The sequence below is a fragment of the Zobellia russellii genome (assembly GCF_044597075.1).
Classification (GTDB): Bacteria; Bacteroidota; Bacteroidia; order Flavobacteriales; family Flavobacteriaceae; genus Zobellia; species Zobellia russellii.
Genome location: NZ_CP139000.1, coordinates 2,299,358 through 2,314,975, shown reverse-complemented (window position 1 = coordinate 2,314,975; position 15,618 = coordinate 2,299,358). Strand labels below are relative to the sequence as shown.

General features: G+C 39.7%; 15 protein-coding genes and 1 riboswitch. Of the genes, 11 read left to right on the top strand and 4 right to left on the bottom strand.

All coding sequences use genetic code 11. The features are described from left to right. Positions 1–37: 37 nt before the first annotated feature. From SJY45_RS09385 to SJY45_RS09370, 4 genes are all read right to left on the bottom strand, one after another. Entirely contained in the window at positions 38–928 is an 891-nt protein-coding gene (locus SJY45_RS09385; protein ID WP_400074265.1) for an MBL fold metallo-hydrolase, read from the bottom strand. Positions 929–1,014: 86 nt separating this feature from the next. After that, positions 1,015–1,596 (bottom strand): Crp/Fnr family transcriptional regulator, encoded by a 582-nt coding sequence (locus tag SJY45_RS09380; RefSeq protein WP_400074263.1) that lies wholly within the window; start codon positions 1,594–1,596, stop codon positions 1,015–1,017. Positions 1,597–1,731: 135 nt separating this feature from the next. Then, positions 1,732–2,388, bottom strand: coding sequence for a hypothetical protein (locus SJY45_RS09375; protein WP_400074261.1), 657 nt, complete (start codon positions 2,386–2,388; stop codon positions 1,732–1,734). 190 nt (positions 2,389–2,578) lie between these two features. Continuing rightward, entirely contained in the window at positions 2,579–2,995 is a 417-nt protein-coding gene (locus SJY45_RS09370; RefSeq protein WP_400074259.1) for a hypothetical protein, read from the bottom strand. A gap of 279 nt (positions 2,996–3,274) precedes the next feature. Here SJY45_RS09370 and SJY45_RS09365 point away from each other — a divergent pair, with 279 nt between their 5' ends. The 11 genes from SJY45_RS09365 (at position 3,275) to SJY45_RS09315 (ending at position 15,532) form a co-directional block, all read left to right on the top strand. Beyond that, positions 3,275–3,685 carry an Rrf2 family transcriptional regulator gene (locus SJY45_RS09365; RefSeq protein WP_215441173.1) on the top strand — a complete coding sequence of 137 codons (411 nt, stop codon included), beginning with the start codon at positions 3,275–3,277 and terminating at the stop codon, positions 3,683–3,685. A 179-nt stretch (positions 3,686–3,864) separates the two neighbouring features. Further along, entirely contained in the window at positions 3,865–4,128 is a 264-nt protein-coding gene (locus SJY45_RS09360) for a DUF2061 domain-containing protein (protein ID WP_400074257.1), read from the top strand. Positions 4,129–4,135: 7 nt separating this feature from the next. After that, the gene (locus SJY45_RS09355) at positions 4,136–4,759 is read left to right on the top strand and encodes a phosphoadenosine phosphosulfate reductase family protein (protein ID WP_400074255.1); all 624 of its coding nucleotides are present in this window, start codon (positions 4,136–4,138) and stop codon (positions 4,757–4,759) included. Between the two features lie 72 nt (positions 4,760–4,831). Continuing rightward, positions 4,832–5,734 (top strand): sulfate adenylyltransferase subunit CysD, encoded by a 903-nt coding sequence (gene cysD, locus SJY45_RS09350; protein ID WP_400074253.1) that lies wholly within the window; start codon positions 4,832–4,834, stop codon positions 5,732–5,734. A 57-nt stretch (positions 5,735–5,791) separates the two neighbouring features. After that, on the top strand, positions 5,792–7,039 hold the full coding sequence (locus tag SJY45_RS09345; RefSeq protein WP_155597687.1) for a sulfate adenylyltransferase subunit 1: 1,248 nt from the start codon (positions 5,792–5,794) through the stop codon (positions 7,037–7,039). Between the two features lie 120 nt (positions 7,040–7,159). Next, positions 7,160–9,250 carry a HEPN domain-containing protein gene (locus SJY45_RS09340; protein WP_215911833.1) on the top strand — a complete coding sequence of 697 codons (2,091 nt, stop codon included), beginning with the start codon at positions 7,160–7,162 and terminating at the stop codon, positions 9,248–9,250. 2 nt (positions 9,251–9,252) lie between these two features. After that, positions 9,253–10,047, top strand: coding sequence for a uroporphyrinogen-III C-methyltransferase (gene cobA, locus SJY45_RS09335; protein WP_400074251.1), 795 nt, complete (start codon positions 9,253–9,255; stop codon positions 10,045–10,047). 5 nt (positions 10,048–10,052) lie between these two features. Beyond that, positions 10,053–11,114, top strand: coding sequence for an NAD(P)/FAD-dependent oxidoreductase (locus SJY45_RS09330; protein WP_400074249.1), 1,062 nt, complete (start codon positions 10,053–10,055; stop codon positions 11,112–11,114). Positions 11,115–11,269: 155 nt separating this feature from the next. Further along, a riboswitch (SAM riboswitch) is annotated at positions 11,270–11,377 on the top strand. Positions 11,378–11,509: 132 nt separating this feature from the next. Next, positions 11,510–12,508, top strand: a complete 999-nt coding sequence (locus tag SJY45_RS09325) for a homocysteine S-methyltransferase family protein (RefSeq protein WP_215441182.1) — start codon at positions 11,510–11,512, stop codon at positions 12,506–12,508. 44 nt (positions 12,509–12,552) lie between these two features. Continuing rightward, the gene (gene metH / locus SJY45_RS09320; RefSeq protein WP_400074247.1) at positions 12,553–15,288 is read left to right on the top strand and encodes a methionine synthase; all 2,736 of its coding nucleotides are present in this window, start codon (positions 12,553–12,555) and stop codon (positions 15,286–15,288) included. After that, positions 15,281–15,532: a hypothetical protein gene (locus SJY45_RS09315; protein ID WP_400074245.1), complete on the top strand. Its 252-nt coding sequence runs from the start codon at positions 15,281–15,283 to the stop codon at positions 15,530–15,532. Before metH ends, SJY45_RS09315 begins: the two co-directional genes overlap by 8 nt. The last annotated feature ends 86 nt before the right edge of the window (positions 15,533–15,618 follow it).

Genomic DNA, 15,618 nt, shown 5'->3' with positions numbered 1-15,618 from the left:
ACCATAAGTATTGCCAAGTAGCCTATTCCTATTGATTTTACCATTTCATTTCGCCTGTATTCACTTTTGCTCCAATTTGAAGTGCGGTTTCAAAAGTAGCATTTGGGTATTCCTTTTTCATCGTGCTGATTAAGTCCTCTGAAGTGGTATTGGTTTTTAAAGCTTCTTCATAGAACGTAATGTAGTTTTTAGTGTGAGCCACAGAGGTTAAGTTAAGTTGCGTATCCTTATTTCCGTGGGCAGGTATAACTACTTTAGGGTTTAGACTTTCAATTTTGTTTAGTATGGAAATCCAATCTTTTCTCGCTTCTTCAGTTTGGGCGTCTGCCATCCATACATGAAAAGTATTGGAGAAAATATTGATGCCACCAATAACCGCTTCGCTAGAAGGGATGTAAACAAAAGTTCGTTTTGGGAATTCGTCTAAACCAATAATTTCTAATTTTTCACCTTCTAGTTCTAATGCATCTTCTTTAAGAACCTGAGGAAGGACAGCATTAGTGGTAATAGCGTTTCCTAATTTAGCACCCCAAACATCTAGTTTCTTTTGGGCGGTAGCTTTAATGTGCTCTACGGTTGCGGGAGTTGCAAATACGGTAACCTCTGGGAAATATTTTTTAAATACTTGTAATCCAAAATAGAAGTCAGTATCACCATGAGATACATAAATAGTTTTCAAGTTTTTGCCTGATTCTTTTATCTCTTGCGCTACAGTTTCGGCATCTGCCAAAGTAAACTGGGCATCAATTAAAATGGCATCCTGTTTTCCTGACACCAAAACCGATGCTACACCAAAGCTATTTTCTGATGCATTATAAACCTGTAGGTCAAAATCGTTGGTTTTAATTGTTCTTGTGTTCTGGGCTTGTACTTCCATATTAAATAAGATAATAGTTGTTAATACTAGTGTTGAAAAAATTGATTTCATTTTTACTTGTTTTAATTTGATGGTACAAAGGTGCGTGCCAATGCCATCCAAAACATTGAACTAGTTCAATAAATGAAACACTAGGATTATTTTGAAGCGGTCTTGCTTCTAATCTTGCTTAAAAATTCATGGGATATACCTAAGTAGGAAGCTAATTGCAGATTGGTGAGCTTTTGGGCAATTTCCGGGTATTTTTCAATAAAACCTAGATAACGGTTGTCCGCAGTCTGGCTAAGATTGGCAATCATTCTTCTTTGTAGCGATACTAATGTTTTCTGGGTCATAACCCGGAATAGTTTCTCTACCTGTGGTATTTGTTCATATAGATGTTCCTTATCAGCGTGATCTATGAGTAGTACCTCACTGTCTTCTAAAGCCTGTATGGTCAAGAACGAAGGGTTTTGGTTTGTAAAACTATCTATATCGGTTATCCACCAGTCCTTAGTAGCAAAATAAAGCACATGTTCTTTACCATCCTCATCTAAAGTAAATACCCTAAAACAGCCTTTAGTTACAAAACCTTCAAATTTGCAGACGTCACCTTGGTTTAATAGGTATTGTTTTTTGGCAATAATTTTAGGGTGAAAAGCATCACAAAAGGTTTGAAGCTCTTCGTTGTCCAATTTGACATTTTTTAGAATATTATCTTTTAGGAGTTTTATAGACATTTTTAGCGCTAACTGAATGTGGATTCCTATACTTTTTGAGGAGAAAAGTCCTATCAAGGATAAACATAAAGATAAAACTGCATTTTTAGAAATGAAACCCACAAAGAAAGGGTAGCGCCTTCTTTATATTGGGGGTTATAGTCTTTTTGTAGCCACGGTTTTGGGGTTGACCTTTCTCTTCCAATAAATAATGTAGATAGTTCCAAGAACGGTGGGAAGCGTCCATGCAATGAGATTTCCTATGCTGAGACCAGCAATTATAAATGCGGTAATTGATGCGATCAAAGCACCAATCATCTTACCGATGTGCGAGATTAACCACCTATTTTTGGTCTTCTGAGGGTTTTTGTAAAACTGAAAATCTTTAAAAGTTAGGAGAAGCCCAAACCCTCCAAAGAAAACATATAATATACCCATAGTATTCGTATTCAAAAGGGTATTCAAACCAATGCCCAGCATTAGTATCGAAAAGAAAAGCATACTCCCTGAAATTACTTTGTCTACTACATCCGCTTCAGTTTTTATTTTGAAAGCCAACGCACGATTACCGATTAAAACAAGATATACGGTGAACAAGCCTATAAGTAGCAAGAATAGATTTTCATGATTGGGCATCATGGCTATTGGCATAGAAATTACTGAGCTACCAACCATACCTATAGAAAATAACTTGCCAAATTTTTTATGCAAGGAGCTGCCTTTTTTTACAATGATGCTACCTATGCCGGTAATCAATCCCACTCCGCCTAAGAAAGCGTGCAGGTAAATAAAGAAAGTGATAGTTTGTTCCATGGTGTTTGTGTTGGTTGCTAGAGTAAAACTCGGACAAAACCATGGTTTTTAAAAGAGGATGTTTCTGAACTGTAGTTATTAGGGGTTGAATTGAAAAATGTTTAGTAATGTCATTTTTGGATATAAAATGAAATAATTAATCAATTTTCAGCTTATACTCTGTCTAAGGTGCTTTGAAAGACAATAAACTTTAAACTGCTTTCGCAAAGGGTGTGCTATCTGCCGGTAATTCTAATTGCTCCAAGACAGCATTTAAATCTATCAATGAATCTGGATCTATTATCTGCGTGTTTATAATCAGTTCTTTCTGACTTGTTTTTAGAATATAATCCCCAGCAAAGTTTTTCACTTGGATAATTTCATTCAAATTCGTCTTTTTAGTCTGAAATAAAAGATTTTCGGTAATAGTATCATCGGCGATAGTCAGGTATTGGTTTTTGTATTCATAAATAAAATTGATGGTGTAAAAAAAGAACAATACAATGTTGACATAATCCGTCCATCGTCTTTGGCTAATAAAAAAGGCGGTCAAAACAACTGGAATTCCCCAAGCAATAACAATCAAAAGGTTTATTCTTAACCGTTTCTTTTTGTACCGTATTTTCATTTTCTAGTTTGGTTCTAGTTAATTTTTTGTGAGACTAGAAACTAAAATAAGTAAAATCTTACAATGTTCAAATTGGCCAAATAAAGGAGAGTCTAATACTTTTTTCTATATACCAAGGTACAGATGGCATATTCATGTTCTGTTGTGGCTTGGGGCTCTTTTTTATTGGTTTAGTAGGCGGGATGAGTAAGAAAGTTGGAGTTGTGGAGCGTAATTTAGATTTTAATGGTACACCTTTTGGGACTACATTCCCGTTCCAAATTTTGCTATATTTACCCCATGCTCTCAAAAAAGACAAAATACGGTTTAAAAGCATTGGCGTACTTGGCTTCGCAAGAAGATATGCAGCCAGTTCAGATTTCTGAAATTGCCAAAGCGGAGAATATCTCTCAGAAGTTTTTAGAGAGTATCTTGCTTTCTCTTCGTAAGAGCGGATTTTTGGGCTCCAAGAAAGGTAAGGGCGGTGGCTATTACTTAATTAAAGACCCAAAAGAGGTTTTAATGACAGATGTCATGCGCATTCTTGAAGGCCCAATAGCCATGGTGCCCTGTGTGAGTCTTAACTTTTATGAAAAATGTGCGGACTGCCCAGATGAGGCCACTTGCTCCGTAAACAAACTTATGCTTATGGTACGCGATGCCAATCTTGAGGTGTACCGCAACCATACTTTAGCCGATTTAATAGCCTGATTTTCCGATCATCAGCTAAATACGGTGTAAAATCTTCAATATTTACAAGGATTTATTAAAAATCTACTAAATCTATAGGGTAAAAGTAAATTCTTCTGATTTTAGCCGTCTAACACAATAAAAATATACTACATTTGTTTACTCTATTAGATTGATAGGGTAATTAGATTAACACGAAAATGATTGTAGATCAATTGATTTTAGATAAAGCAGCTTCCAAGAAGAAGTATTCAGAAGATAAAAAATCCGAGAAGCCGATCCGTAGTATTGCAAAAGCGGTAAGCTGGAGGGTGATCGGTACTTTAGATACCTTGCTGGTTTCTTATTTTTTAACTAGTGAAGTGGCCATTGCTGCTTCTATAGCATCCATAGATTTTGTGACCAAGATGTTCTTATACTTCTTTCACGAGCGTTTATGGAATAAAATTAATTGGGGTAAATAAATAGGATATGAGTTTTTCAGAAAAAGAAATCCAAAAGCTTAACGAGCGTTTTAAAGAGGCAGACCCATCAGTTATTATTGATTGGGCTATAGAAAATGCAAAGAATGCCGTGGTGACTACCAATTTTAGACCTTATGAGGTTGCTATTTTGCATGCGGTTACCGATGTAAAAAATGATATTCCTGTTATTTGGTGCGATACAGGTTACAACACGCCAAATACCTATAAACATGCCGAGGAGTTAATAGAAAGATTGGGGCTGCAGATAGATTTATACGTACCCAAGCAAACTAGTGCGCACCGTGATAGTGTAATGGGTATACCTCAAATAGATGACCCAAAGCACGCCGTTTTTACGGAGCAGGTTAAATTAGAGCCTTTCAAAAGGGCAATGGAGGCGCATCAACCGGATGTTTGGTTTACAAACCTTAGAAAAGGACAGACTGCGTTAAGAGATTCATTGGATATTCTAAGTGTAAGCAAAGACGGTGTTCTTAAAGTGAGTCCGTTTTACCATTGGAGCGACGCGCAGTTGGATGCTTATTTGGAAAAAAGAGAATTGCCTAACGAGTATAAATATTTTGATCCAACAAAGGTTCTTGAGAACCGTGAGTGTGGGTTACATACTTAAAATACATTCCGCATTTAGCGAAAAAAATATAATAGAAGCATAGCAGTAGCGAAAAATATATATTCAAAAATTATGAGCCAAGATACATCACACATCAACGCCTTAGAAAACGAGGCCATCTACATCTTTAGAGAGGTAGCTGCTCAATTTGAGAGACCGGTACTTTTATTTTCCGGGGGAAAAGATTCCATTACTTTGGTGCGTTTGGCACAAAAAGCATTTTGGCCGGCAAAAATTCCTTTCCCTTTAATGCATATTGATACAGGTCATAACTTTCCTGAGACTATTGAGTTTAGAGATAGATTGGTAGAGGAGTTAGGTTTGGAGCTTATAGTGCGTAATGTTCAGGATTCTATTGATCAAGGTAAGGTTAAAGAAGAGTCCGGTAGATACTCAAGTAGAAACTCGTTGCAGACCACTACATTGTTGGATGCTATTGAGGAATTTAAGTTTGATGCCTGTATAGGTGGAGCTCGTAGAGATGAGGAAAAGGCAAGGGCAAAGGAGCGTATTTTTTCGGTACGTGATGATTTTGGCCAGTGGGATGAGCGTAACCAACGCCCAGAGCTTTTTGATATGTTGAACGGTCAGATAGAATTAGGGCAGAACGTACGTGTGTTCCCTATTTCAAACTGGACGGAGCTAGATGTTTGGTCATATATAAAAGATGAAGAAATTGAAATTCCTTCTATCTATTTTGCGCACAAACGTAAGGTGTTCTTGCGTGACGGTTTGATCTGGTCACACTCGGATTATGTGTACCAAGAAGAAGATGAAGAAGTTTTAGAGCGTATGGTTCGTTTCCGTACCGTAGGGGATATGAGCTGTACCGCAGCCGTTTTTTCCGATGCTACCGATATTGAATCTGTTGTGGAAGAGATTTGCGATTCCAGTATTTCTGAAAGAGGAGCCCGTATAGATGATAAAAGGTCTGAAGCGGCAATGGAGAAGAGAAAACAACAGGGATACTTTTAGGATTCTCGTTTAGGGAATTAGTTTAAAAAATTTGATTAAAAATTACAGCCAAAGAAGATGGACGTATTAAAGATAGCAACAGCAGGTAGTGTAGATGACGGAAAAAGTACCTTGATCGGTAGAATTCTGTACGATACAAAATCATTGACCAGCGATAAGTTGGAAGCCATAGAAAAGACCAGTAAGAGCAAAGGGTATGATTACCTAGATTTCTCATTGGCAACGGATGGTCTAGTGGCCGAGCGTGAGCAAGGTATTACCATAGATGTGGCACATATCTATTTTTCAACTGCAAAGAAAAGTTACATTATTGCCGATACTCCCGGTCACGTAGAATACACACGTAACATGGTTACCGGAGCTTCTACATCTCAAGCAGCGATTATTTTGATTGATGCGAGAAAAGGAGTTATAGAGCAGACCAACCGTCACTTTTTTATCAATAACCTATTGCGCATCAAAGATGTGGTGGTAGCTATTAATAAAATGGACTTGGTAGATTATTCTGAGGAAACTTATAATGCTATTAAAGCCGATTTTGAGGAATTGATGGCGAAGAGAGATTACCAAGATCAAAAGATTACTTTCATTCCCGTTAGTGCCCTTAAAGGTGATAACGTAGTGAACAAAACGGATAAGACGCCTTGGTATACCGGTCCTACTTTATTGGAGCATTTTGAAGCTTTAGATCGTAAGGATATTTTTAACGTGGGTACACCTCGTTTCCCGGTTCAATATGTAATCCGTCCTAAGACAGATGAGCACCATGATTTTAGAGGTTTTGCCGGTAAAGTTTACGGTGGTGAATTAAGTGTGGGTGATGAGGTTGTAGCACTTCCATCACAGACCAGATCTAAGATTAAGGATATTTACTTCTACGATAAAAAATTCCAGACGGCTTCAAGAAGATCTTCTGTAACGATTACGTTAGAGGATGAAATCAATATCAGTAGAGGAGATATGTTGGTACGCGCAGAGGACCTTCCTACAATAGATAAGCAGTTTACCGCTACTATTTCTTGGATGGATTCCAATAAATTGACTACAGGTAAAAAATATGTGGTACAACACGGTGTAAATAAAGTGTTGGCCAAAGTGGATAATATCCATCATAAAATCAACCCTGATTATTCAGGTATTGATACCAACGTAGATGGTTTGGGCATGAATGATATCGCTCAGGTAACTTTCAAGTTAAATAAACCAATTTTTTACGACAAATTTAAAGATCACCGTACCAATGGTTCGTTTATCTTAATAGATACGCAGACCAATAGTACGGTAGGGGCAGGCTTCATAAGCTAAGAAGTCCGTTTCTAACCCAAAGGGCAAGGATACTGGTTTAATTATCCCTATAAAGCCTATAGGAAAAATATACAATTATTAATCTACCTATAAACGGTAAGAAGCTAGAAGAAATATAGTATGCAAAGTTTCAGAACAGAGATAGAAAACCCGGTTGTTGAGAAGGATATTTTGGCGTTGGAGGCTAAAATACGCCAGTTCAAAGAAGGTAATTTAGATGAGGAAAAGTTCCGCAGTTTGCGTTTGGCCAGAGGTGTTTACGGTCAACGTCAGCCAGGTGTGCAGATGATTCGTATCAAGTTGCCATACGGTAAGGTTACTTCTAAGCAGTTAAAGCGTATAAGCGATGTTTCTGATGAATATTCTAGAGGTAGATTACATATTACTACGCGTCAGGATATTCAAATACATTATGTAGATCTTGACCGTACGCCGGAACTTTGGGCAGAGTTGGAGAAGGATGATGTTACTATTCGTGAAGCCTGTGGTAATACTGTACGTAACGTAACGGCTAGTGAAACTGCCGGTATAGATGTAGATGAGCCGTTTGATGTTTCGCCATATGCTCATGCACTTTTTGAGTATTTCTTGCGTAATCCGATCAGTCAGGAAATGGGCCGTAAGTTCAAGGTTTCCTTTTCTGCTAGTGATGCGGATACTGGTCTTTCGTACATGCACGATCTTGGTTTTATTGCTAAAATTCAGGATGGGGTAAGAGGTTTTAAAGTAATGTTGGCCGGTGGTCTGGGGTCACAACCACGCCATGCCGAGCTACTTTTTGAATTCCTTGTGGCAGATCAGATCATTCCTTTAATGGAAGGTGTGGTTCGTGTTTTTGACCGTTACGGTGAGAGAAAGAGTAGGGCCAAGGCAAGAATGAAGTTCTTGTTGAAGGACATAGGACTTGATGGTTTTAAGCAGTTATTGGCCGAAGAGCAAAAAGCAATTCCGGTACAGAGCTATCCTATTGATGCCGAAGCTTATCCAAAAGTTGAGGTTGCTAAAGTTGATGCGCCACAAGTGGAAATTGAAGATACGGAAGCTTTTGAAATCTGGAAATCTACAAACCTTATCCCTCAGAAACAGGAAGGGTATTCGGCTATTGGTATTAAAGTGCTTTTAGGTGATTTTTATACGGATAAAGCAAGGTTATTGGCAGATTTAGTGGAGCAATATGCTGCCGGTGAATTAAGATTAAGCTTGCGTCAGAACATATTGATTCCTTACGTTGCCAATGATTTGGTGCCGTTTTTCTACAATGAATTGAAGAAACTTGGTTTTGTAGAAGCGGGCTATAACAAGGCTATAGATATTACGGCCTGTCCGGGTACGGATACCTGTAACTTGGGTATTGCCAGTAGTACGGGTATTGCTGAGGAATTGGAAAGAATCATGAAGGTGGAATATCCACAGTATACAAGCAACCCAGATGTGGTTATCAAAATCAGTGGGTGTATGAACGCCTGTGGACAGCACAACATGGCCAATATTGGTTTTCAGGGTATGAGTGTAAGAACCAAGGATAAGTTGGTAGCACCTGCACTTCAAGTCTTGTTAGGTGGTGGTAACGATGGAAACGGTAACGGAAGATTTGCTGATAAGGTGGTGAAAATTCCTTCTAAAAGAGGTCCTGAAGCTTTACGATTGATTTTGGATGACTACGACCAAAACGGAAACGGAAAGTCGTATGCGGATTACTACGAAGAAAAAGGTCAGATGTATTTCTATGATTTCCTAACGCCATTATCGGACGTTGAAAATCTTACGGCGGAAGACTTTATTGACTGGGGTAATACGGAACGTTATGAAAAAGCAATCGGTATCGGTGAGTGTGCCGGTGTGGTAATTGACCTTATCGCTACTTTGCTTTTTGAAAGTGAAGAAAAAATACAGAATGCGCAAGAAGCATTTGAAGAAAAGAAATGGGCGGCTAGTATTTACCACTCGTATTCTTCTATGGTGAACTCTGCAAAAGCACTGTTAACTTCAGAAAAGGCTAAAGTAAACACACATGCAAGCATCATTAAGGATTTTGACGCCAAATTTGTTGCCTCTGGTAGAATAGATTTAGGACAAGGTTTTGAAGAACTTGCTTTGCAATTGAATAAAAATGAGCCAACTGAAGCTTTTGCAAAAAGCTATTTGGAAGATGCTAAAGCATTTTTAAAAGCAGTTGAGAAATTTAGACAACAAGAATTGGCAGAAGCCTAAACATGAAATATTCCAACGAAAATAATAACACTTCATCCAATGTAGGCGGTCGCTTTACGGTAATTGGTGCAGGCCCTGGTGATGTTGAGCTTATTACGCTCAAAGCCATCAAGGCATTGGCAAGTGCCAATGTGGTGTTGTACGATGCGTTGGTGTCCGTTGAGTTGCTGGAGTATGCACCCAAAGCCGAACACATTTTCGTGGGCAAAAGAAAAGGGTGTTATGCATACCAACAAGAGCAAATAAACGAGCTTATTGTTAGTAGGGCTAAAACCAATGCTCATGTAGTGCGTCTAAAAGGTGGAGATCCATTTGTATTTGGCCGTGGTGCCGAAGAAATGGAATACGCCGCAAGCCATGGACTAGACGTTGCTATGGTGCCGGGTATATCCTCATGTTTATCGGTTCCGGCATCCCAGAATATCCCGGTTACTAAAAGAGGTGCTGCAGAAAGTTTTTGGGTAATTACAGGAACGACCAAAGAGCACAAACTTTCGGGTGATGTTGCTTTGGCCGCTAAAAGTAACGCTACGGTGGTTATTCTTATGGGGATGAGCAAACTACCTCAAATAGCGGAATTGTTCAAAGCCGAGGGCAAAGCGGAAACACCAATTGCCATTGTGCAGAACGGGACCCGAAAAGATGAAAAAATTGCAATTGGTACCATCGCATCCATTGAAGGTGAAGTGGAGCGGCAACAGTTGACCAATCCGGCAATAATTATAATAGGTGAAGTAGTAAAACATAGGGCAACCATTTTATCAATTGCCCAGAATCAAGAATTACAGTTAAGTTAATAGTTATGATAAAAACAGATATTCTCATCATTGGCGCAGGCCCAACAGGTCTTTTTACAGTATTTGAAGCAGGCTTGTTAAAGCTAAAATGTCACTTAATAGACGCTTTACCTCAGACAGGTGGCCAATGTTCGGAAATTTATCCAAAGAAACCAATTTATGATATTCCGGCTTTCCCGGAAATTCTTGCAGGAGATTTGGTAACCAATCTTATGGAGCAAATCAAACCTTTTGAAGCGGGTTATACCTTAGGTGAGAGAGCGGAAACATTGGATAAGCAAGAAGACGGTTCTTTTATCGTAACCACTAGTAAAGGTACAAAGCACCATGCCCCGGTAGTTGTTATTGCAGGTGGTTTGGGTTCTTTTGAGCCTAGAAAGCCGCCTATTGAGAACATAGCCGATTTTGAGGACAAAGGTGTGGCTTATATCATTAAAGACCCTGAAGTATATAGGGATAAAAAAGTTGTTATCGCCGGAGGTGGTGATTCTGCTTTGGATTGGGCTATTTTCTTGGCCGATGTAGCTTCTGAAGTTTCTTTGGTACACCGTAGAAACGAATTTAGAGGAGCTTTGGATTCTGTTGAGAAAGCGGCAGAATTGGCAAAAGCAGGAAAAATAAAATTATTCACGGAAGCCGAAGTGAAAAAATTGTACGGAGATGACCATTTGGAAGCGGTTGTTATTAAGCATAACGATGCCGAAAAGGGAGAAACCTATGTTGAGGTAGATAACTTTATTCCATTGTTCGGTCTTTCTCCAAAATTAGGTCCAATAGGTGATTGGGGCTTGGAAATTGAGCGTAATGCCATTAAGGTGAACAACGCCAAAGATTACCAAACCAATATACCTGGTGTTTTTGCCATTGGAGATGTAAATACCTACGAAGGAAAACTAAAACTGATTCTGTCCGGTTTCCATGAGGCCGCCGTAATGTGTCAATATGCTTACCAATTAATCAATCCTGGTAAGAGATATGTTATGAAGTATACCACTGTAGGTGGGGTAGAAGGTTTTGACGGTAGTAAGAAAGAGGCCAAAAAAGAGGTCGTTCAAAGTATTTCTTAATTAGCTAGTAGTGTGCATATAATTCATAAAAACCTTCTGTTATCTCATTTTACGGAAGGTTTTTATCTAATGTAAAGTGCCAAAAACAGGCATGTTTCTTTGGTTTTGAAGGAGATGTGGTGTTACTTTGCAAATCGTTCATTAAAAATATAGGACTGTTATCAAGAAAGGTGGAGGGAATAGACCCTGTGAAACCTTGGCAACCCTTTTCTTATAAAGAAGGTGCTACATTCTATCCTGGTATGTTTTGGGACAGATAACAAAGAGAGGCAATTACAATTGTCCTTATTCTTTTGCTTGATAATTGTTGGTAGGAAGATTTTAGAGTAACATTTTCAATATAATATAAATTGAATTTGGTTGCGGTTGAACACTCAATTAGAGGAGGAAAAGAAATGAAAAACATTCAAGAGATATTAAAAGAACGCATTTTAGTGTTGGACGGTGCCATGGGTACTATGCTTCAACGCTATAAATTCACCGAAGAGGATTTTAGAGGTGAGCGTTTTAAGGATTGGAAAACCCCTGTTCAAGGCAATAATGATTTATTGTCACTAACACAGCCCGAAGCTATCGCGGAGGTGCATAGAAAATACTTTGCTGCCGGTGCGGACATTGTAGAAACCAATACGTTTTCCAGTACAACAATTGCCATGGCTGATTATGACATGGAAGAATTGGTGTACGATCTTAATTTTGAATCTGCACGTATTGCCAAACAAGTGGCGGATGAGTTTACCGCCAAAGAACCCAATAAGCCTAGGTTTGTAGTAGGCAGTTTGGGGCCAACGAACAAAACGGCCAGTATGTCCCCGGATGTTAATGACCCGGGTTATAGAGCGGTTTCGTTTGATGAATTACGTATAGCTTACAAACAGCAAGTAGAGGCGTTGTTAGATGGGGGCGTAGATATGCTAATGGTAGAGACCATTTTTGATACGTTGAACGCAAAAGCGGCCTTGTTCGCTATAGAAGAAGTAAAGGAAGAACGAAATATAGAGGTGCCCATTATGGTAAGTGGTACAATTACGGATGCTTCGGGCAGAACGCTTTCGGGCCAGACAGCAGAGGCTTTTTTAATTTCCGTTTCACACATTCCTATCTTGTCGGTTGGTTTTAATTGTGCTTTAGGTGCCGATCAATTGGTGCCGCACTTAGAAGTATTGTCCAATAAAACGGAGCATGCCGTTTCGGCGCATCCCAATGCAGGTTTGCCCAATGCCTTTGGAGAATATGATGAAACACCGGAACAGATGGCAGCACAAATCAAGGAATATGTAGAGAAAGGGCTGGTAAACATCGTTGGTGGATGCTGTGGCACTACTCCGGAACATATTGCGGCTATTGCAGAGTTGGTAAGGAAGTACGATCCACGTGCGGTAGCGGCAGTGTAATTAGGCTACGACAAAGAAAAAATTAAAGAAGTTCATCAAGTACTATGAGTAACGACTCAAATATACCAACAACCAATAACCAAAAGCCGGCCAGATTCCTTAAACTATCAGGTTTGGAGCCACTGGTCATCACCCCCGAAAGTAATTTCGTAAATGTGGGCGAGCGTACCAATGTGGCGGGGTCCAAACGATTTTTGCGTCTAATTAAAGAGCGAAAGTTTGAAGAGGCTTTGGATGTGGCCCGGGATCAAGTAGAAGGTGGGGCCCAAATCATCGATATTAATATGGATGATGGTTTGATCGATGGTAAGGAAGCTATGGTAAAGTACTTGAACCTTGTTATTGCTGAACCGGATATTGCTAGAGTACCCATTATGATCGATAGTTCTAAATGGGATATTATTGAGGCAGGTCTTCAGGTAGTGCAGGGTAAATGTGTGGTGAATTCTATCAGCTTAAAAGAAGGCGAAAAAGAATTTATCAATCATGCCAAATTGGTAAAACGGTACGGGGCTGCCGTAATCGTTATGGCTTTTGATGAAGTAGGCCAAGCGGATAATTATGAGAGGCGTATTGAGATTTCCAAACGGTCCTATGATATTCTGGTAGACCAAGTAGGTTTTCCTCCAGAGGATATCATTTTTGACTTAAATATATTTCCTGTAGCCACAGGTATGGATGAGCATAAACTTAATGCCATAGATTTTATTAGGGCTACTAAATGGGTTCGTGAAAACTTGCCGTACGCCAATGTTAGTGGTGGGGTAAGTAATGTTTCTTTTTCGTTTCGGGGCAATAATCCCGTGCGTGAGGCCATGCACTCGGTATTCTTGTACCACGCCATAAAAGCGGGTATGAATATGGGAATCGTAAACCCTACAATGTTGGAAATTTACGATGATATTCCCAAGGATTTACTGGAGCACGTAGAGGATGTTATACTTAACCGTAGGGACGATGCCACAGAGCGTCTTCTGGATTTTGCCGAATCTGTAGTAGGTAAGGCTAAAGAGAGCACGGTAGACCTGTCTTGGCGTGAAGAACCTTTGCAGAATAGAATTACAAGAGCCTTGGTAAAAGGTGTTGATCAATATATAGTTGAGGATGTAGAAGAAGCACGTCTTGCCGCCGATAAGCCCATAGAGGTAATTGAAGGCAATCTTATGATCGGAATGAACGTGGTGGGCGACCTTTTTGGAAGCGGTAAAATGTTCTTGCCACAGGTGGTAAAATCTGCCCGTGTAATGAAGAAGGCCGTAGCCTATTTGTTACCCTATATTGAAGAGGAAAAATTAAAGAATCCTCAAGTTGGTGACGATAAGGGTAATGGTAAAATATTGATGGCTACCGTAAAAGGAGATGTTCATGATATTGGTAAAAATATCGTAAGCGTTGTACTGGCCTGTAACAATTATGAAATTGTAGACTTAGGGGTTATGGTTCCGCCAGAAAAAATTATAGGGGAGGCCATTGCGCACAACGTAGATGTTATTGGTCTAAGCGGACTTATTACACCGTCTTTGGACGAGATGGTTCATTTGGCAAAAGAGATGGAGCGCAAGAATTTTAAAGTGCCCTTGCTCATAGGAGGTGCAACTACCAGTAAAGCCCATACTGCAGTAAAAATAGACCCACAATACAGTGAGGCCGTAGTGCATGTAAACGATGCCTCGCGAGCGGTTACCGTAGTAGGCGACCTGTTGCAAAAGGAAACATCGGCTAGTTATAAGAAGTCCATTAAAGAGGATTATGACGTCTTTAGGGAAAAATTCTTGAGCCGTACCAAGAAGAAAGAGTATAAAACAATAGGGGCCGCCCGGGAAAACCGGTTTAAGATTGATTGGGATGCTACTACTATTGTTAAACCAAATCAATTGGGTATTCAGGTCATTGAAGATGTAGACTTGGAGAAATTGGTGCCTTTTATAGATTGGACTCCATTCTTTAGAAGCTGGGAGCTACACGGCAAATATCCGGATATTTTAACGGATGAGGTGGTAGGTGTACAGGCTACGGAACTCTTTGCCGATGCCCAGAAAATGTTGAAGGATATCCTAAAGAATAAAAAGTTGACAGGGAAAGGTGTTTTTGGACTTTTTCCGGCCAATACGCTAGGGAACCATGATGATATTGAGGTTGATGTAGAGGATGGTGCTAACACCGAAAAATATATTTTTAGGACCCTGAGACAACAGCTAAAACGTCGTGAAGGTGTTCCGGATTATGCTTTGGCAGATTTTATTGCGCCAAAGGAAACGGGTAAGCAGGATTATGTAGGTTGCTTTTGTGTGACCACAGGTTTTGGAACCGATGAACTGGCGGATAAGTACCGCGAGAATTTAGATGATTATAATTCCATTTTGGTAAAGGCCCTGAGCGACCGTCTTGCAGAAGCTTTTGCGGAGTATCTGCATTTGGAGATACGAACAAATCATTGGGGTTATGCCGCTAACGAACACTTGGAGAATGACGAGTTGATAGACGAGAAATACAAGGGAATAAGGCCGGCACCGGGTTACCCTGCCTGTCCCGATCACTTGGAAAAACTTACCCTTTGGGATATGTTAAAGGTGGAAGAACGTATTGGTGTTAAGCTTACGGATAGTTTAGCCATGTGGCCGGCATCATCTGTTTCCGGGTATTATTTTGCTAACGAAGAAGCCCGGTATTTTGGATTGGGTAAAATAAAAGAGGACCAAGTGGAAGACTTTGCGGAGCGAAAGGGATTTCCGTTGGAGAAAGCAACAAAGTGGCTGGCACCTAATATTTCGGATGATTGATATGAAAAAATATGTTGAGGTAAGTTTGGGCAGTTTTATGATCAGCCATGGGTACGATCAAAATAACAAGGAGATTGAGGAAAGGGTTGTGGTAGATGGCTTTTCTAAAAAGCTTGTTGCCGTAGACCGCATCAAATCCGTTAGTGAAAAGTATATCCTTACGGATTACTTAGATGGCAGATGGATTTATTGGGAATATCTGGAAAGCTATGCGGAGGTAAAGCAAATGCTTACGGAGTTGTAATTTTTAAAAGTAAAACCAATGCGTTAGGGATAGCAGCGGTATCTTTTTAAGGCCGATAGGTCTTAAAAAATTTAGCGAATAGCCCG